Annotated in this window: 17 protein-coding genes and 1 pseudogene; 11 read left to right on the plus strand and 7 right to left on the minus strand. The window is 38.0% G+C overall.

Annotated features, from left to right (window positions below; translation table 11 throughout):
• The first annotated feature begins 68 nt into the window (after window positions 1-68).
• From KMW37_RS07165 to KMW37_RS07195, 7 genes and pseudogenes are all read left to right on the plus strand, one after another.
• Entirely contained in the window at window positions 69-3,377 is a 3,309-nt protein-coding gene (locus KMW37_RS07165) for a SusC/RagA family TonB-linked outer membrane protein (RefSeq protein WP_215223938.1), read from the plus strand.
• Between the two features lie 38 nt (window positions 3,378-3,415).
• Window positions 3,416-5,245, plus strand: coding sequence for a RagB/SusD family nutrient uptake outer membrane protein (locus KMW37_RS07170; protein ID WP_215223939.1), 1,830 nt, complete (start codon window positions 3,416-3,418; stop codon window positions 5,243-5,245).
• A gap of 14 nt (window positions 5,246-5,259) precedes the next feature.
• Complete coding sequence (locus KMW37_RS07175; protein WP_215223940.1) at window positions 5,260-6,231, plus strand: BT_3987 domain-containing protein; 972 nt, start codon at window positions 5,260-5,262, stop codon at window positions 6,229-6,231.
• 18 nt (window positions 6,232-6,249) lie between these two features.
• On the plus strand, window positions 6,250-6,459 hold the full coding sequence (locus KMW37_RS07180; RefSeq protein WP_215223941.1) for a hypothetical protein: 210 nt from the start codon (window positions 6,250-6,252) through the stop codon (window positions 6,457-6,459).
• Window positions 6,434-7,171, plus strand: a complete 738-nt coding sequence (locus tag KMW37_RS07185) for an endonuclease/exonuclease/phosphatase family protein (protein WP_215223942.1) — start codon at window positions 6,434-6,436, stop codon at window positions 7,169-7,171. Before KMW37_RS07180 ends, KMW37_RS07185 begins: the two co-directional genes overlap by 26 nt.
• Window positions 7,164-8,363, plus strand: a complete 1,200-nt coding sequence (locus KMW37_RS07190) for a purple acid phosphatase family protein (protein ID WP_215223943.1) — start codon at window positions 7,164-7,166, stop codon at window positions 8,361-8,363. Before KMW37_RS07185 ends, KMW37_RS07190 begins: the two co-directional genes overlap by 8 nt.
• Before the next feature lie 129 nt (window positions 8,364-8,492).
• Window positions 8,493-9,074: pseudogene (locus KMW37_RS07195) on the plus strand (IS1595 family transposase); the annotation flags it as partial.
• 183 nt (window positions 9,075-9,257) lie between these two features.
• Here the strand turns inward: KMW37_RS07195 and KMW37_RS07200 are convergent.
• The 4 genes from KMW37_RS07200 to KMW37_RS07215 form a co-directional block, all read right to left on the minus strand.
• Window positions 9,258-9,785: a TlpA family protein disulfide reductase gene (locus KMW37_RS07200; RefSeq protein ID WP_215223944.1), complete on the minus strand. Its 528-nt coding sequence runs from the start codon at window positions 9,783-9,785 to the stop codon at window positions 9,258-9,260.
• 20 nt (window positions 9,786-9,805) lie between these two features.
• Entirely contained in the window at window positions 9,806-10,222 is a 417-nt protein-coding gene (locus tag KMW37_RS07205) for a sulfur reduction protein DsrE (protein ID WP_215223945.1), read from the minus strand.
• Window positions 10,222-10,626, minus strand: a complete 405-nt coding sequence (locus tag KMW37_RS07210) for a DoxX family membrane protein (RefSeq protein WP_215223946.1) — start codon at window positions 10,624-10,626, stop codon at window positions 10,222-10,224. The genes KMW37_RS07205 and KMW37_RS07210 overlap by 1 nt, the downstream gene beginning before the upstream one ends.
• 662 nt (window positions 10,627-11,288) lie before the next feature.
• A complete protein-coding gene (locus KMW37_RS07215; RefSeq protein ID WP_215223947.1) occupies window positions 11,289-11,915 on the minus strand; it encodes a LysE family translocator in 627 nt (208 codons plus the stop codon).
• Between the two features lie 102 nt (window positions 11,916-12,017).
• Here KMW37_RS07215 and KMW37_RS07220 point away from each other — a divergent pair, with 102 nt between their 5' ends.
• Window positions 12,018-12,920 (plus strand): LysR family transcriptional regulator, encoded by a 903-nt coding sequence (locus KMW37_RS07220; protein ID WP_215223948.1) that lies wholly within the window; start codon window positions 12,018-12,020, stop codon window positions 12,918-12,920.
• A 174-nt stretch (window positions 12,921-13,094) separates the two neighbouring features.
• Here KMW37_RS07220 and KMW37_RS07225 read toward each other — a convergent pair whose 3' ends face one another.
• From KMW37_RS07225 to KMW37_RS07235, 3 genes are all read right to left on the minus strand, one after another.
• Window positions 13,095-13,322 (minus strand): hypothetical protein, encoded by a 228-nt coding sequence (locus KMW37_RS07225; RefSeq protein WP_215223949.1) that lies wholly within the window; start codon window positions 13,320-13,322, stop codon window positions 13,095-13,097.
• 39 nt (window positions 13,323-13,361) lie between these two features.
• Window positions 13,362-13,787, minus strand: coding sequence for a VOC family protein (locus KMW37_RS07230; protein WP_215223950.1), 426 nt, complete (start codon window positions 13,785-13,787; stop codon window positions 13,362-13,364).
• 207 nt (window positions 13,788-13,994) lie between these two features.
• Window positions 13,995-14,408 carry a VOC family protein gene (locus KMW37_RS07235; protein WP_215223951.1) on the minus strand — a complete coding sequence of 138 codons (414 nt, stop codon included), beginning with the start codon at window positions 14,406-14,408 and terminating at the stop codon, window positions 13,995-13,997.
• A 310-nt stretch (window positions 14,409-14,718) separates the two neighbouring features.
• Between KMW37_RS07235 and KMW37_RS07240 the strand changes: the two genes are divergently transcribed.
• The 3 genes from KMW37_RS07240 (at window position 14,719) to KMW37_RS07250 (ending at window position 17,682) form a co-directional block, all read left to right on the plus strand.
• On the plus strand, window positions 14,719-15,699 hold the full coding sequence (locus KMW37_RS07240; protein WP_215223952.1) for a GlxA family transcriptional regulator: 981 nt from the start codon (window positions 14,719-14,721) through the stop codon (window positions 15,697-15,699).
• 238 nt (window positions 15,700-15,937) lie between these two features.
• The gene (locus tag KMW37_RS07245) at window positions 15,938-16,531 is read left to right on the plus strand and encodes an RNA polymerase sigma factor (RefSeq protein ID WP_215223953.1); all 594 of its coding nucleotides are present in this window, start codon (window positions 15,938-15,940) and stop codon (window positions 16,529-16,531) included.
• Window positions 16,532-16,695: 164 nt separating this feature from the next.
• Complete coding sequence (locus KMW37_RS07250; RefSeq protein WP_215223954.1) at window positions 16,696-17,682, plus strand: FecR family protein; 987 nt, start codon at window positions 16,696-16,698, stop codon at window positions 17,680-17,682.
• The last annotated feature ends 22 nt before the right edge of the window (window positions 17,683-17,704 follow it).

The following is a 17,704-nucleotide window of genomic DNA, read 5'->3' on the forward strand; positions in this document are numbered from 1 at the left end:
TAATTAAGAACAAGACTTTAACACAAGAACAACTCAAAATTATGAAAAAAAACCTAATTATCCTGCTCATGAGGATAACAACAAGAATGCTATGTCTGGCTCTAATGATAGGTTTCAGTGTTTCGCTAAGTTTAGCGGGAAACCTTAAGGCCCAAGAACTCGAACAAACAATGATTAATATTCAAGGCCACCATCATACGGTTTTGGATTTAATAAATGCAATCGAGGACCAATCAGAATTTTATTTTTCTTATCGAGGTGATTTGGACCTTAAGGGAGTCATTAAGATCAATCCCGGAAAAGTCAATTTAAAAAACCTTTTGGAAATTGTATCCACTCAATCAGATTATGTCTATAAGCAAATCAATAATTCTATTGGTTTAAGTGTAAAGACAAAACAGCAAAGAGCTGTTAGGAAAGAAATCACAGTTACAGGTAAGGTAAGTACTATTGATGGAGAAAGCCTTCCAGGTGCCTCAGTATCCGTGGAAGGGACCACAAAAGGTACCATAACCGATGTGGATGGAAATTATATAATCAATGTTGATGAAGGGGCTGTATTGGTATTTGGATATTTGGGGTTTAAAACCCAGAAGATAACTGTAAATAACCAATCTACGATTAATATAGTTTTGGAAGCGGATGAAACATCTCTAGACGAGGTGGTAGTGGTAGGCTTTGGTACGCAAAGAAAGGTCAGTTTAGTGGGAGCTCAATCTACTGTGGAAGCACAGGATCTACAAATCCCTGTGGGTAATCTAACGAATTCCCTTGCCGGTAGGCTTTCTGGGGTTGTAGGAGTACAGCGCACTGGGGAGCCAGGTTTCGATGATTCGGATATCTGGATTAGAGGAATTTCCACATTTAGCCAAGGCTTGAGCAAACCACTTGTACTGGTAGATGGAGTGCCTCGAGCAATGGGAAACGTTGATCCAGAGGACATCGAAAGTTTTACGGTATTGAAGGATGCTTCTGCCACTGCAGTATATGGTGTACGAGGAGCCAATGGAGTCATCATTATCAAAACCAAAAGTGGTAAGGCAGGAAAACCAAAATTTTCTTTTCGATACTATGAAGGCCTGACCAAATTTACCAAACTACCAGAGTTTGCAGATGGTCCTACCTATATGAGAATGTCCAATGAAGCCATCAGTAACAGAGGAGGTGTTCCTATATATAGTGAGGATATCATCCAGATGACAGCAAACGGGACGGATCCTTATTTGTATCCCAATGTAAATTGGATGGATGAACTGTTCAATGATTTTGGACATCAAAGAAGGGCAAATCTTAATATTAGTGGTGGTTCTGAGAATACAACTTTTTATGTTGGAACTAGCTACTTTGATGAAATAGGACTTTATAAGCAGGGGGAAGCTTCCAACTATAATAACCAAATTGGTTTTAAAAGATATAATTTGACAACCAATCTTGGAATCAAAGCTTCCAAAACAACACAAGTTGATTTAGGGATTCAAGGATATCTTGCCAATGCCAATTATCCGGGCTCTGGTCAAGCAACGATTTTCGAAAATACATTTTATATGACCCCTGTAGTGCATCCTGTGGTATATGAAAATGGGACAATTGCAGACCAAAGACAAGGAAGTCTTGCCAATCCATGGGGGCATTTGACAGCCACTGGCTATGCCAATCAGTGGCGAAATCAGTTGTTTTCAAACTTAAGGGTTACTCAGGAAATACCAGCGATAAAAGGCTTGTCTGCGACAGCTATGTTTTCCTTTGATGTCTACAATTATACCAGTATGCGAAGGACAAAAAGACCAGATACTTTTTTGGCAACTGGAAGGGATGAGGATGGAAATATGTTGTATGAGGAAACGTATAGGGGAGAAAGATATTTAAGTTTTTCTAGAAGTAGTCAAGGAGAGCGTACTTTATATTGGGAAGCAGCATTAAAATATGACCGTTACTTTGATGACAAGCATGAGGTGACGGGTATGCTTTTGTTCAATAAAAGTGATAAACTTAATTCACAAGCTGGAAATTTCAACAGTTCACTCCCTTATCGTTATTTGGGTATTTCTGGGCGGGGAACTTACGGTTATTCAGATAAGTACTTTTTGGAGCTGAACTTCGGCTATAATGGTTCCGAAAACTTTAATCCTGAAAACCGCTTTGGTTTTTTTCCTGCAATGGGACTTGGATGGGTGGCCAGTGAGGAGGCTTTCTTTGAACCAATTAAAGAGGCAATTCCGATGTTGAAATTCCGATTTAGTCATGGCAAGGTGGGCAACAGTCAGATTGTAGGTAGACGCTTTGCCTATTTGACTACCATTGACCAAACAGGGGGGTACTCCTATGGAAGAGAGAGAAATAACAATTATGGAGGATATGATATTGGTGATTATGGAGTAGATGTGACCTGGGAAACAGCGACAAAAACTAATATCGGTCTGGATTTATATACACTTGGGAACGATCTTAATCTGCAGGTAGATTATTTTAAAGAGCTTCGGGAAGGTATTTTTCTAAATCGAGAGGCGGTCCCTGCTTATGTTGGGCTTCAAAGTGCTCCTTATGGTAACCTAGGTATAATAGAAAACAAAGGAGTGGATGCTTCCATGACCTTTTCCAAGCGTTTCAAGAAATTCCATTTCAAAGCATTGGGGAATATAACCTTTAGTCGGAATAAGGTCATTGAGAATGATAAGCCTGATCCTACATATCCATGGCTGGATCAGAAAAACAGGAAGGTTGGTCAACGGTTTGGCTATAATGCACTTGGTCTTTTTGAAACACAAGAGGAAATCAATAATGGACCTGTCCACCCAGGCTTGGTACAACCAGGAGATATAAAATTCCAGGATGTAAATGGGGATGGACTGATCAATGATTTTGATAGAATACCTATTGGATATGGGACTGTTCCTGAAATAGTTTATGGCTTTGGCCTAACAGTAGGCTATGGGAACTTTACGCTTTCTTCTCTTTTCCAAGGAGTAGGAAATGTAGATGTTTTTATGAACGGAGAAGGTTTTATGCCTTTTATGGTCTCTATGAGTAGGGGGAATCTATTAAGTAATATCGAAGACAGGTGGACAGTAGAAGATCCTCGTCAGGATGTTTTTTACCCACGATTGTCAGACGGAAGCCCCAATAGCAACTATGCTACTAGTAGCTGGTGGTTGAAAAATGGTAAGTACCTCAGGTTAAAAAATATCCAATTGACCTATAATCTCCCGAAAGCACTTATCGATAGGTTGAGGTTGGACAACGCAAGCCTATTTTTGACTGGATACAATGTGATGACTTGGAGTCCATTTGATTTTTGGGATGTAGAATTGGGCGATGGACGTGGAGCTCGATATCCTAATGTTTCCAGTTATACCTTGGGGATAGATTTAAAATTCTAAAAGTAACTATAATGACTAGTAATAAAGAATTTAAAACAATGAATAAGCAATTGCTTTGCTTGGCCATGGCTTTTTTGATGGTGTTCATGCCGGGGTGTAATGAAGATTTTTTGGATCAAGTTCCAGATGATATCATGACCCTGGAAGAGGTTTTTAATAGAAAGGATCTATCTGAATCCTATTTGGCCAATGTGTACAACTATCTTAGGGATGAAGCACACCGTACAAATAATACCCCTTGGGATGTGATTTCCGATGATATTGATGTGTCCCAAAAAAACAATCCGTTCAGGGTGAATTTAGGGAACTGGAGTGCGGCATCCAATTATTGGGTGTTTTGGGATCACTATTATAAGGGGATAAGATCAGCCACTACCTTCTTGAACAATATTGATGGAAATGAACAGATTCTTCAAGATCGGGCAGGTCCTGAATTGATTATTCAATATAAAGCTGAAGCAAGGTTTTTAAGGGCCTATTTCTATTTTGAGCTTCTCAAGCAGTATGGGCCTGTAATTATTTTGGGAGAAGATGTTATTGACCCGGATTTATCTACCGAGGATCCACAAATGCAAGCTGTCCGTTCGCCTTTTGACCAATGCGTTGATTATATCGTTCAAGAGCTGAACATGGCCGCAGAGGATTTACCATTACACTTTACCGATCAGCCTGACCAGGATTATGGTAGAGCGACCAAATTAATGTGCATGGCGGTAAAAAGTAGGATGCTCCTGTATGCTGCAAGCCCTTTGTTTAATGGAAATGGTGATTATAATAACTTTAAAAATCCTGATGGTACCCAGCTGATGGACCTAGAGTATGATGCATCAAAGTGGAAAGAGGCAGCTGATGCATCAAGGGAAATAATTGATTTAGGGGTTTTGGTACTTTATAAAGAGTATAGCGTTGATGGTGAGTTAGATCCCTTGCTTTCATATAGAAATCTCTTCTTAACTCCTTGGAATTCTGAATGGATTCTTTCGAGAAACAGCAATTCCCTGTCCAATTATGAAAGGTCCCTTACACCTCGTTTGGCCAATGGTTATGCCAGTATGGGCCCCACACAAAAATTAGTTGATACATATCATATGGCCAATGGACAAGTTCCTGTTTTGGGCTACTTAAGTGATGGAAGTCCAATAATTAATGCGGAATCCGGTTATTCAGAATCTGGATTCAGCGAAAACGCCGAAGGCTATACCAAAGCGAACACTTTTAATATGTATGTGGGCAGGGAGCCCCGGTTCTATGCCTCAGTTACCTATAGTGGCAGTGATTGGATCAATACTTCTTCCAGTCTTGGAGTAAGAGAAATAGAACTATGGTATGCAGGAGAGTCAGGAAAGGGAGGTTCTCATGATTATTCAGAAACCGGATACCTTTTCAGGAAGAATGTTCATCCTGACAGTAATCCAAGGGAATCAAAGTATATCTCTCGTCCACATGTGATGTACCGATATGCAGAAGTTCTATTAAACTATGTGGAAGCGTTGAACGAGTATGATCCCGGAAATCCAGATGTGTTAAAGTATTTGAATTTGATCCGAGAACGTGGAGGAATCCCTGGTCATACAGCCGATAATGGCCAAATTGGTATGAGGGAAAGAATAAGAAGGGAAAGGCGTATTGAATTGGCCATGGAACATCTAAGATATTTTGATACTAGAAGATGGAAAATCGCAGAAGAAACCGATGCAGGATCTTTCTGGGGAATGAATGTCAATGCGGGGAATTATGCTACTGATCCCGCATTTTTTCAAAGGACAATCTTTGAAAGCAGGATATTTAGGAAAGCTTTTTATCTGTTCCCAATTCCCCAAGCGGAAATTGAAAGAAACCCAAATTGTGTCCAAAACCCAGGATGGTAAAAATCAAAATGAAGATGAATTTAAGACAAAAAAACAAATGGATTTTTGGGCTTTTATCGATGCTTTTTGCCTGTGAAATGCAGGATTTAGAAGTGCCCAATGTCAATGAATATTCAAAGGTTTATATCAGTGCAGCAGTAGAAAACCCTGTCGGCTATACCGTTTCGGTAAAAGATGAATGGTTTCCCATCCCTTTGGGTGTAGGGTATGGAGGTGTGAATTTTCCCCAAAGCGACTTAGAGGTAAAATTGGCAATAGAGCCACATCTTGCTGCTGAATATAATGAGAGTAATGGGACAAATTATCCTTTGATGCCAGAGGATAGTTATCAATTGAAAAACGATGTATTGATTATACCCAAGGGAAAAAATAGCAGTACTAATGCGATTATTCAATTTAACCCTTTAAGGTTTACCGGATTGAGGCCTCATATACTTCCTGTTTCAATTGCTGATGTTGGAGACCAAGTGCAAATTAATCAAGAACTGAAAACGGTTTACCTCCTGGTGACAGGTAGGTATGATGAAAATCCTTTCTCTAAATTTCCTCAAGAAAATTGGCATATCAAGGAAGTTTCGTCCGATGAAAATGATGGTCCAACCACTGGAGGTCGTGCCTATCACAGCATTGATGGAAGTTTGGACACATTTTGGCATAGCCAGTGGAGGAGGGATGAGAATGGCAATAGACCTGGACATCCCCACTATATCGTTATCGATATGAATGAAACTAAAGCAATGCACGGCTTAGAGATATTTGGTCGTACCAATCAGGTAGGTGGAAATGGTAACCCAAGAGATATATTTGTGGAAGTGAGTGAAGATGGGGAAAATTGGGTAGGAACTTTGGATTATGTTTTGGAAAATACTGCCTCTAATACCATTTATTTTCCAGAAGTTTTGGAGGCTAGGTACTTCAAAATTACCGTCAAGGCCAGTCATCAGGATGTTTATAGAACGCATATAGCTGAGATAGAGGCTTTCTAATAGTAATACTAAAACCGCATGAAGCCATGGTTTCATGCGGTTACTAATTTATCTGGAATTTGCAATGATGTTAAATACAAAAAAGTTACCCTATCTTCTTTATTCCCGGGTCTTATTTTGGACCATATTGATTATGGTGATATGGATTATATCCTGCTCCTCCGAAGAGGAACCCCGAAAAGAATTGGAAGAGGTAAAATATATGCCAATCAGGACAATGACCTATAATATTTTTGGAGCAAGACCTGGGGGAATTCCAGATTTGCAAGAAATAGCTTCTGTAATTACCAAGGCAGACCCTGATTTGGTGGCACTACAGGAAGTAGATAGGTTTACCGAAAGAAACGGCAAGGAGTTGGACATAGCAAAAGAATTGGGAAGAATGTGTGGTATGGACTATTTTTTTGCCAAAGCGATTGATTTAGGGAGTGGAGAGTATGGTGATGCTATTTTGTCTAAATATCCTATTCAATCTAAATACGCTTTTAATATGGGGGTAGAGCCTTCCCTAGGTGGCGAACAAAGATCTGTAGCTTTAATAAGCGTGGATATCGAGGGGGAGAACCTCTATTTTGCCAGTACCCATTTTGACCATTTAAGCAATGAAGCAAACAGATTAAAGCAGGCAAAAGATCTCCAGGGTATTTTGGAGAAATATGATGGGCCTTTGATTATAGGAGGAGATTTAAATGCCCTTCCTGATTCAGAAACGATAGGCATAGTAAAAGAAAAGCTTGTCGTGGCTTGTAGAAATAACAATTGTAGCCAAAAAACATTTTCAACAGCAAATCCCAATCGGACGATAGATTATATATTTTATAAAGGAATAGATAAACTTACTGTAGTTAATTACAGTGTGTTTGATTGGGCAGATAGAGAGTCGGATCACTTTCCTGTGGTAGCTGTTTTTAACTTGAAATTGGGTATAAATAATGAGTAAAATTAAAGATAAAAGTCGGAGAAAATTTATGAACGGTGTCGGAAAGGCTACATTATTAGGCGTGACCGTTCCAACAGTAAGGACCTTTGCAATTCCTGAGAATGAGATCATGGGGTCTGAAAATTTTTCAAAACCCTATCTGCAAAATTTGAAGGAAGACAGGGTGAGTATAATGTTCATTACTAAAGAGAATTCTTTGAGCTGGGTGGAATACGGGGAAGAGAAATGTGATCAAAAAGCCTTTAAAAAAGTTGATGGATTTATCGAAGCCAACAACCGTTTAAATAAAATCAAACTAAAAGGCTTGAAACCAAATACAACTTATCAATATCAGGTGGTGTCCAAACCATTAATCAAGTTTGAGCCTTATGAACAACAGTTTGGTAAAGTGATCAAAGGAGAGATTTATTATTTTACTACTCCTTCCAAAGATAGTAATGAGGTCTCCTGCATCATCTTAAATGATATTCATGATCGTCCCTATTCATTCAGGGAATTAATGGCATTGAATAATGATTTCACCTATGATTTTGTAGCTCTTAATGGGGATATGTTTGATTATCAAACAGACGAAAAACAACTCATAGATCATCTTATTGCTCCATGCACCGATCTATTTGCTAGTGAAAAACCATTTTTAATGATTAGAGGAAACCATGAAACACGAGGGAAATATGCCAGGCAGTTTAAAGATTATTTTGACTATGAAGGAAATGAGTTCTATTTTTCTTTTAGGCAGGGGCCTGTACATTTTATAGTGCTGGATTCTGGGGAGGATAAGGAAGATGATCATGAGGCTTATAATGGAATGGTTGATTTTGACGATTTTAGGAAGGAGCAGGCAGCTTGGTTACAAAATGAATTGGAAAATAATACCTATAACTCTTGCAAATATAAAGTGGTACTCATGCACATTCCTCCTTATCATTCTGGTGATTGGCATGGAACTACACATTGTAGGGAAGTTTTCTCCCCAATATTTGAAAAACATAATATAGATATGGTCATCTCAGGTCATACGCATAGATATGGAATTCATAAAGCCAATGATGAACATAGTTATCCCATTATAATTGGTGGAGGCCCTAAGACTGGAAGTAGGACTTTGATTCAGCTTCATGCCGACAATAAAAGATTAAATATAAAAATGATAAGTGACAAAGGGGAAGTCGTTGGAGAGTATTATTCTTAGGGATTTAGATATACAAGTATATCCGCCATTGCACCAGCAGCCAAATAAATTACTATTGCCAATTGGTGTTAATTTCTTTATTTGAGTTATTACTCTCAATAAATCGGGTCAGAACAAACGGTTTTGACCATGAATATTATCAACTTCATCAATCGGTTTCCAGACGAATCTTCCTGTATCGAGTTTATCAGGCAGAAAAGGAGCCAAGCAGGTAAGTGTACCAAACAATATTGGTTGGCAAACAAAAAGGCCTTTCAATGCTCTTCCTGTAACTTCAGGACAAGTATCAGAAGCGGAACGGTAATGGAAAACGGTAACCTTCCGATCCGGACCTGGTTGTTGGCCATGACCTTCATCACAGCCACCAAGAATGGTTCAGCGTTTCTGAACTCCAAAGACAGCTGGGGATGAAGCGGTACAAACCCGCCTTCAGGATGTACCATAAACTCCGCAAGGTCATGGGAAAAACACGATGATCTCTACATTCTTGAGGATATGGTTGAGTATGACGAGGCCTTTGTGGGAAAAGCTACGAAAACCTCCAATAGACTTAAACGAGGAAGAGGTAGCTAAAAGCGGTCAATAGTGGTAGTAATGGCCGAATCAACGGTTTTGGAAGACCTTGAAACAGCTAAATCCGATAAGAGCTGTAGGTATTTTAAGATGAAGAAGATAAAGAACCTGGAGGCGAAAACAGCCCAGGATTTGGTTGTGGATAATCATATTAACTAAATAGGAAGGTTCAAAACAGTTGGTTTTTGGGATAGGGAGTCTTCTTTATTTCAAGGGCATTTAAACAAATTGCCAATGAAGGAAATAGCCTGTTTTGTGCTATAAAAACCAAATAGAGGAAAACATTCCTCTTTTTGGTTAATTATTTTGTCTTTTTTGAAACTATTCTTGGGAAGACGCTGACTGAATCTTGTTCAAAAAGGTTTCAGACATAAAGTCGGTCATGCCTGAGTGTAAGCCCACAACCTCACCTTTTTTATTGATAATGAAAGTGGCTGGGATAGCATCGACAGCAAATGGGGCAGGGAGTGGGGAAGCCGGTTTATAGTAAGGCATTTCGTAGGCCTTACTATCCATAAATGCGGTAGATTTATCAAAGTCTCTGTCCAAAGAAAGCATTATAAGTGCTACTTCCTCGGTATCCATTTGCTTATAAAACTTTTCGAGACTAGGCATCTCTGCAATACAGGGAGGGCACCAGCTGGCCCAAAGGTTTAATACAACCACTTTCCCTTTGAAATCTTTTAATTGGACCGTGTCACCATTTTTGTCCGTCATGCTCATGGCTGGACTTGGTTTGTTGTCTTCTTCTATATTTTTTGATGAGCTTTTTGACTTAGGTAAAACAAAGGCAGATATTGCGACAGCAATGATAAAAGCTGCTAGCAGATAATTTATATTCTTTTTCATAGTTGAATTTTTTTTAATAATTAAAGTTCAAGGCTAATGAAGCCTTTTTGCTGAAGCTGGAGATTATAAAGAATCCCATTTTCCACGATTTTTAACGATACCTCTTCGGGAGCCACTCCGAATTTTTTTAAGGAGAAGCCACAGGCATTTAGTGTGACGCCTAATTCGTTGGCCTTATCGATATACACTTTCATTTTATGGTGGTCCTTTAGTTCCACTACTTCTTTGCCGCAGATGATGACTTCAAAACTCCCGAAGGATGGTTCTTTTGATAAACTCTCCGCAGCCATAAGGATGGGCTGAAGCTGTGCTATTTTTTTTGTAAGCACTACATAATCAAATTTAGCATCGGAATGTGTGTCTTGGGCATGTAAACTGCTGATGCCCCATACTGTCAGTATCAAAAACAGTAATAGACTTTTCAATGGATTGTTCATTATTGAAATTTTTCTTTTTTGAAACTTGGGTTGATGATAAAGAATAGCAGTCCCCCCATGATGGCAATGTTTTTGAATAAGGGGCCAAGTGTGGAGATTTGTCCTATTTGTATCGTGATGGTGATCGGTAGCAAAACCAATAATAAGACAAGGCTTGACCATCGGGTATTGATTCCCAAAAGGAGTAAAATACCTGCCAGGAGCATTATTACTCCCGAAAGGATGATCAAGGTCTCTGGTTCACCAAAGAAATAGGCCAAATCTTTAAATGCAGCAGCACCTATTCTTTTTTTGATAGCCTCGACCTCCATTAAATGGTTTATAGAAGCTACCAGAAAGATGCCGCTCAGGAGTATCCGCAGTACTTGAACTGAAGATACCCTTACCGGAATGGTTTGGTTCATAAATAGTAAGTTTGATCAAATTATGGAAGACACAGGAGCAGTCTATCTAAGCGCAAGGGCTCAAAATAGAGACTTCTGGATATTATGATTAGATCAAACTTTTGGAGGTGGAGCGCTAGGGTTCAGAAAAAGCTCTAAGCTACGCTCTTGATAGGCTGTTTGGTGAAAAACAGGAGTAACATCTCCCGTCAGACAGAAGGAATATCCTGTGAGGATATAAACTGGGACATTTGTGCAGTAGCCTGAATTTGATTCAGTTTGAGAATGCTTTTGTTGTGGGGATTGGTTTTCGTCTTTATTTGATGAAGTGAGGCGTTGCTTTTGGTTTGAGCAGTTTCTCTCCAACTTAAATTGATTTCCAAAAAACAAACTGGCAATCATATGGGGATTTTGACCCGGTCCTCCTGATACCAGGAGAAAAAGGCTTAACATTAACCAAGATATATGCTTTTGTAGCAACACCATCCCTCAAAGGTATTTAGCCATAAAGTAAATCTCTGTAATAAAAGTCACATAAAAACTGGGCAATAGATCATTATTTTTTAAGGTAGATGTTTTAATGATCCTATTTATGTTAATTGAACTCCCCCAAGTCAGGGCTGCTATATAGACAGTTTCTTGGTTGGATAAAATTAATTCGGTATTTAGCTTCCTGTCTTTATTTAATAGCCGGTGGCTAGTTGTAAGCCCAAAACAATAAATACTATTCCTGATAATTTTTTAAGCCAGCGATCGGCATTTGGACTTTCTTTGATCTTTGTGGAAAATGTCCCAGCAAAAAGGGTCAAGAGGCTATACCAAATGCAGCCGATCAGGGCATAGGTTAATCCAAGCTGAAAGAAGGGAAAAGGATCCTTTAAATTTTCTTGGTTTATAAACTGGGGAAACAGGGCCAAAAAGAACATGGCATTCTTGGGATTAAGTATGTTGGTGATCAATCCATTTATAAAACTATTGTTTTTGCTTGAACTCTTAGAGGAGTTACTTTCAAGACTTATCATTGGCTCTTTGCTGATAATACTTGAGAATCCCATGAAGATAATATATATAGCTCCCAGGTATTTGATAACTTCAAATGCCATGGGGTATTTGATGAGCATACTGCTCAGCCCAATAGCTGCCAAGATGGTGTGCAGGATGATTCCGGAATTAATTCCCAGTGTTGAGTACATTCCGGACCGCTTACCTTCTCCAATGGATTTTTTTAATACAAACATGGTGTCTATGCCCGGTGTCATGATAAAGAAAGTGGCTGTAGCGATAAATGTACTGTAATTGATGATGCCCATAAATATATGTTTAATCCGTATTTTGTATTTGTTGCAAATAAATAACAGATTTTAGTGCTATAAAATGTTAAATTTGAATGTATTAATGCTAAAAATGAATTAATGGACCTTCAACAGATTCGCTATTTTCTAGTACTTGCCAAGGAATTGCATTTTTGGAAGACTGCAGAGCAGGTTTATATCACGCAATCATCTCTCAGTCGTAAAATTCAAGCACTGGAAGAAGAAGTAGGAACGAAGCTTTTTGAGCGGAACAAAAGAAATGTGAAACTTACCGATGCAGGAGTTTTTTTTAAAGAAAGATGGGAACAGCTCCTTGATGAGATCGACAGAACCCACCAACATACAAAGAACATTGGTGAGGGGAAATCAGGGAGAATCAGCATAAGTTATCCCGGTTCAATAGCATATGTGTTTTTACCCTCATTATTGGATAAACTGGCCAATAGTTTGCCAAAATTGAAAGTGGAACTGATGGAACCGGTGGATATCAGTCAGGAGAAATTATTGCTTGATTACCATATTGACCTGGCCCTGAGTAGGGACAAAATTCAAAATATGGGCATCATAACACTGCCATTGTTTTCTGAAAGTATCTGTTTGGTAGTTCCTGAAGGACATTGGATGAAAGAGGAAAATTTCACAAGTTTGGAGGAATTGAAAGACGAAAAGTTTATCCTATCGGGCCTTCACCATAGCACCTATTTTGCCTCCTTGCTAAGAGGCATGTTCCATAAATATAATTTTGAGCCCGATATCCATATCGAGTCAGATTTTGGAGGAATGATACTGAATTTGGTGGCCAAGGGCTTGGGCATTTCGATTCTTCCTTATTCTTTTAAATTTGCCGCAAGAGCTAATGTGAGGTTTATCAGTTTACCTGAAGAGGTACGCTTATTTGTCAATTGGAGAAAGAATGACAATAGGGCTATCTTGAAGAATGTAATAGAACTCTCGAAGAAAGTAGCCGCTGATTGGGATATTAATGAAAACAATTTGCCCTAATCTGCTGGGATCTTAATTGTTTACAGAGGCATTATGTAATTGCTTTTTAGATTTAAGGAGCCAGCAGCAATGCCGATAGTGGAAGGAATAGGAAGGCTTATTCCGAACTTTGTCGTTCGGTTCGCTCTTAGGTTTGGATAAAGAGCGCAATAAAACCCTCAGTAGAAATGATTTTCAAGGTAGCTCATCTTGTAATATTTCTATTTTGAATCCATATCTATTCATAAATTCAATGATGGACAGGGAATTGATGTCTGGTTCAATAGTTTCAATACGGAGAATTTTATCACAGTCTTCCATATCAAAATTGATTTTATAATGAGGAAATTCCTTTTGGAGTTTGTCCAAAAGGAATTGTTTGTCCTCAACTGCTTCTACACTTGTTTTAAATACCTCTACCATTTAATTGATTACTGATTTTACAGTTTGAAAGATGAGGAATTAACTATTTTCCTTATTGTAATTGATCATCCAGTGGATGCCAAATTTGTCAACGAAGCTTCCAAAATAATCGCCCCAAAATTGATCTTCCATGGGCATCTCTATTGTACCATCTTTAGAAAGACCATTAAATAAACGGTCTGCTTCTTCCTTGCTTTTGGGGTGAAGTGAAATGTATGAATTATTACCTTGTTTTAGGGAATGTCCCATGGAGGGAAGGATGTCAGAAGCCATCAGAATGGTGTCAGGGCCAATGGGCAATGAAATATGCATGGTGCGAGACTGCTCATCTTTCGAAAGCTTTTCGCTATCTGGAGCTTCATTCATTCTGATATGGGTGATAAACTCTCCTCCGAAAACGGACTTGTAGAATTTAAAAGCTTCTTCAGCTGTGCCATCGAAATTTAAATAGGGATTGACTTGCATCGTTTTAGTGTTTTAGGTTTTGTTGTATTGATTAAAGAATTATTTTTTATGTATATCCGCAATTGCACCAGTAAATGTTAAAAGGGAATCGAAACGATCCTTTTGATGAAAGTATCAATTACTTCAGTCTTCCGGGCACTTGAGCAAAGGATTTATGGTTACTGGCATCATAGTGGATAATCAGAATATGTTTTTTTGTGTTTGTTTTTAATTCATGTTATGGAACAAGTTAAAAATATGACCATCAGGGTCTTCAAAAACACATACGTAATAGCCATTTTCATCATAAAACTTCTTCCGGTCTTTTCTAGGATCGTAGCGAATTTTCCCCCCTGCCTTTTTGACTTTTTCAGCAAATAGGTCGATTTCTTCCCGGCTAACAGCTAATAAGGTAAACATGATCTCATTTCCTAGTTTAAGGTTTGCTGTTTCCCCTTCAAGGCTGTCTTTCAATGTTTCTTTTTCAAAAAAGTGAATAATAAATTCTTCGTCTCCGAATAAGAAACTAACCAAATTTTTGCTTGGGGTTCCATTTAATTTAAATCCTAAACCTAAATAGAAGTCCTTAGTTCTTTCAATGTTTTCAACAGCCAAGTTTGCCCAGATTTGTTTTGCTTTCATTTTATTGTGGATTTAATAATTTTGTTTAAACTTTTAGCTTCTCTTTGGGTTTTTGGATAATTTACAATCAGTCAACAAACCTTTCGATTAAGCCTATAAATGGCTTGTTTTCTCTAGTCTTAAGAAGCACGGTTTTTATTGTTTCGTTTTTATGGAGTTACTAGTAATTATTTGATTAATAAAGGTATAGGTGATGTTGGAGAATTCAAAGGTGCGTTTACGTCATTCTAGAGGGTTGATTGCGACACCCATTTCCATTAATATTGTAGTAAAGCTGGCAATCCTTTGTTTGGATTAAATTTTGAATATTATGAAGCATATTTCAATACTTGTACCGGATGGAGATTCAAGCCTTAGCAACTTGGAAGCCACCTATAAGATGTTCAATATGGCCAATGATGCACTGCTAAAGTCTGGAAGGTCGGCAATGTTTAAGACAAACCTTGTGGGAGCGCACAAAGAGGCCAGCTTGAGTAATGGAGTCTTCAGTATTCAGCCCAATGCAACCATTGAGGAAATCGAAAAGACAGATTTAATTATTATTCCAGCTATTCATGGGGATTATAAAAAAGTCATTGAAAAGAACAGCGTGTTTATACCTTGGTTACAGGATCAATATGATAAGGGCGCTGAAATAGCTAGTCTTTGTATTGGAGCATTCTTATTAGCCAGTACTGGGCTGTTGAAAGGCCGGGACTGTGCTACCCATTGGTTGGCTGCTAGTGAGTTTAGGGAAATGTTCCCTGATGTTAATTTGACTGATGATAAAATTATCACTGATGAAAATAGACTGTACACTAGTGGAGGAGCATACTCTTCTTTAAATCTCAACCTTTATCTTATTGAGAAGTTTGCAGGCAGGAAAATGGCAGTTTTGTCTTCCAAAATTTTCGAAATAGACATAAGTAGGAATAGCCAGTCTCCTTTTATCATTTTTAAGGGGCAAAAATCCCATCAGGACAGTGAAATATTGGACTCCCAAGAGTTTATTGAAGAAAATTACAACAAAAAGATAACGGTAGATCAGCTGTCCGATAGGGTGGCTGTAAGTAGACGGACATTTGAGAGAAGATTCAAGAAAGCTACATCAAACACAGTTATTGAATACCTGCAACGTGTAAAAGTGGAAGCGGCAAAAAAAGAACTTGAACAGGGACGAATGACCATCAACGAAGTGATGTATCAGGTGGGTTATACTGACCCTAAAGCTTTTAGAGACGTGTTCAAGAAATTTACCGATATGACGCCTACAGAATATTTAAGTAGGTATTGTAGAATTACTTTGGTGTGATGTCATTTTTAAGAGTTATGCTATTTTTTCGAATGATGGATGAATACAAGGCTTTTTGAATTAGGGTATTCTTAAATCGATAAGTGACAATTTTGATTTATAATAGAAATATAGGTAAACTTATGCCCAAAATTGTTAGTTCTTCAATTCTAAGTTTTGTTTTTAATTAATTACAAGGTGAAAATAGATTGTAATTGTTGATTAATGCAGGATTAAATTTGTTTTAAAATCTCATTGAATGGGTGTTCGTAGCCTGGAAAGTTTCTTAATAAAATCCATAAAAAATGGAGATAGAGAAGCATTTACCTCTTTTTATGAAAGATATTATAAAAAGGTTTTTGTCTTTGTCCTTTTCATTTCAAAGGACAGGGATCTTTCTGAGGATATTGCTCAAGAGACTTTTGCCAGATTGTGGGAGAAAAGAGAGCTGCTTAACGAGACACATTCATTGAAGGGCTTTGTAAGGCAAATAGCGAAGAATTTAGTAAATGATCATTTTAGAAAAGTTTCTATAAGAAAAGCTTATCAAACGAGTGGGGCAATGGGAAAAAGCCCTTCCGGCTCTGTTACCATGGAGACAGTATATTTTAATGAGTTGAAATTAGTGATGGATAAAGCTTTGGATCAGCTCCCCGAAAAGAAGCGATTGATTTTTCAACTAAGTAGATATGAAAATTTTACATATTCTGAAATTGCAGAAAAGTTAGGAACTACTCCCAAAGCCATAGAAAGACATATGGCCAAGTCCACCCAATTGATCAAAGAATATCTGGAAGAACATGCCGGCTACACAGTACCTTATTTTATAGCTTGGTGTTTTCTTTATTTTTAGATTCCATATTTTTATAAGCTGAACCCTGCTATCCAGTAAGGTTAAGGCATTATTTGATAGGATACCTCCTTCCTTTTTTAGCAATTCAAAAAATAAAAGAGAAAAATATATTTTTCGTGGGGGGATCATATTGTCTGAACCGTATTAGTCATAACAATATGAAAATGGATAAATCAGAATTAAAGAAACTTTTATCACAATATTCCAAAGGGAAGGTGTCGGAAGCAGAGAGGGAGAGGTTGATTCATTGGTATAAAAATGCCAATGATAATGAGGCCGACGAATTTTTGGAACATCTTGGTGACTTGATTGACAATATGGATAATAGTGAGCTTATTAGCTTGGAAGAGCAATTGTCACCTTTGGAAGCAAGAAACACATCGGTTAAATCCAATACAGGAAAAGCCAAGATTATGCGATTGGTAAAAGTTGCTGCTACATTGATAATCTTCTTGGTTTCTTCATTTTTTGTATTCCAATATATTCGGAGCAACGATAGTAAAATTCTTGAATACAGGACTAATGTTGGGGAGATCAGGGAAATTGTTTTGCCTGACCAATCAACAGTTGTACTTAATTCAGTAAGTGTTCTTAGGGTGCCAGAAGAATTCTCTGCAGATGCTAGAGAGGTAAGCCTAGAAGGAGAGGCTTTTTTTGACGTGGAAAGAGATGAAACAAAGCCTTTTAGTGTAATGACAGGAAATGGGGTTAAGATCACCGTTTTGGGTACATCATTTAATATAAACGATTACAGTGACGGAAGGGAAGTGGAGGTAGCTGTTGCATCTGGAAAAGTGGCAGTAGGAAAAGAGGATCAATTATTTGGAAAAATAACCAAGGGCCAACAGATCACCTACGATAAGGTTACACATGAATTTTTGCAGTCAACAGTTGAAAATGTGGATTCATGGATTGATGGAAAGATCATGTTCAGCCAAAATTCTTTGGGAGATGTCACCAATATACTGAACAGAATTTTTGCAAAGCAGCTTATCGTTGAAAATGATGTTGACCAAGGTTTACTGATAAAGGGAAATTTTGATAAAGACCAAGGCATTGAAGGGATAGTGGACATCCTTTGTGTCCTCCATGGGCTAGAATATGAAAATAAGGAGGATCAAATCATCATTAAGAATAAAAAAATAGATTGACCAAAATGTAAAACATGTGTGA

It is taken from the genome of Echinicola shivajiensis (assembly GCF_018642165.1).
Taxonomy (GTDB): Bacteria; Bacteroidota; Bacteroidia; order Cytophagales; family Cyclobacteriaceae; genus Echinicola; species Echinicola shivajiensis.

Excerpts from the sequence above, each read along its gene's own strand:
- KMW37_RS07165 (WP_215223938.1), top strand. The coding sequence starts at position 69 with ATGAGGATAACAACAAGAATGCTATGTCTGGCTCTAATGATAGGTTTC.
- KMW37_RS07170 (WP_215223939.1), top strand. The coding sequence starts at position 3,416 with ATGAATAAGCAATTGCTTTGCTTGGCCATGGCTTTTTTGATGGTGTTC.
- KMW37_RS07175 (WP_215223940.1), top strand. The coding sequence starts at position 5,260 with ATGAATTTAAGACAAAAAAACAAATGGATTTTTGGGCTTTTATCGATG.
- KMW37_RS07180 (WP_215223941.1), top strand. The coding sequence starts at position 6,250 with ATGAAGCCATGGTTTCATGCGGTTACTAATTTATCTGGAATTTGCAAT.
- KMW37_RS07185 (WP_215223942.1), top strand. The coding sequence starts at position 6,434 with ATGCCAATCAGGACAATGACCTATAATATTTTTGGAGCAAGACCTGGG.
- KMW37_RS07190 (WP_215223943.1), top strand. The coding sequence starts at position 7,164 with ATGAGTAAAATTAAAGATAAAAGTCGGAGAAAATTTATGAACGGTGTC.
- KMW37_RS07200 (WP_215223944.1), bottom strand. The coding sequence starts at position 9,785 with ATGAAAAAGAATATAAATTATCTGCTAGCAGCTTTTATCATTGCTGTC.
- KMW37_RS07205 (WP_215223945.1), bottom strand. The coding sequence starts at position 10,222 with ATGAACAATCCATTGAAAAGTCTATTACTGTTTTTGATACTGACAGTA.
- KMW37_RS07210 (WP_215223946.1), bottom strand. The coding sequence starts at position 10,626 with ATGAACCAAACCATTCCGGTAAGGGTATCTTCAGTTCAAGTACTGCGG.
- KMW37_RS07215 (WP_215223947.1), bottom strand. The coding sequence starts at position 11,915 with ATGGGCATCATCAATTACAGTACATTTATCGCTACAGCCACTTTCTTT.
- KMW37_RS07220 (WP_215223948.1), top strand. The coding sequence starts at position 12,018 with ATGGACCTTCAACAGATTCGCTATTTTCTAGTACTTGCCAAGGAATTG.
- KMW37_RS07225 (WP_215223949.1), bottom strand. The coding sequence starts at position 13,322 with ATGGTAGAGGTATTTAAAACAAGTGTAGAAGCAGTTGAGGACAAACAA.
- KMW37_RS07230 (WP_215223950.1), bottom strand. The coding sequence starts at position 13,787 with ATGCAAGTCAATCCCTATTTAAATTTCGATGGCACAGCTGAAGAAGCT.
- KMW37_RS07235 (WP_215223951.1), bottom strand. The coding sequence starts at position 14,408 with ATGAAAGCAAAACAAATCTGGGCAAACTTGGCTGTTGAAAACATTGAA.
- KMW37_RS07240 (WP_215223952.1), top strand. The coding sequence starts at position 14,719 with ATGAAGCATATTTCAATACTTGTACCGGATGGAGATTCAAGCCTTAGC.
- KMW37_RS07245 (WP_215223953.1), top strand. The coding sequence starts at position 15,938 with ATGGGTGTTCGTAGCCTGGAAAGTTTCTTAATAAAATCCATAAAAAAT.
- KMW37_RS07250 (WP_215223954.1), top strand. The coding sequence starts at position 16,696 with ATGGATAAATCAGAATTAAAGAAACTTTTATCACAATATTCCAAAGGG.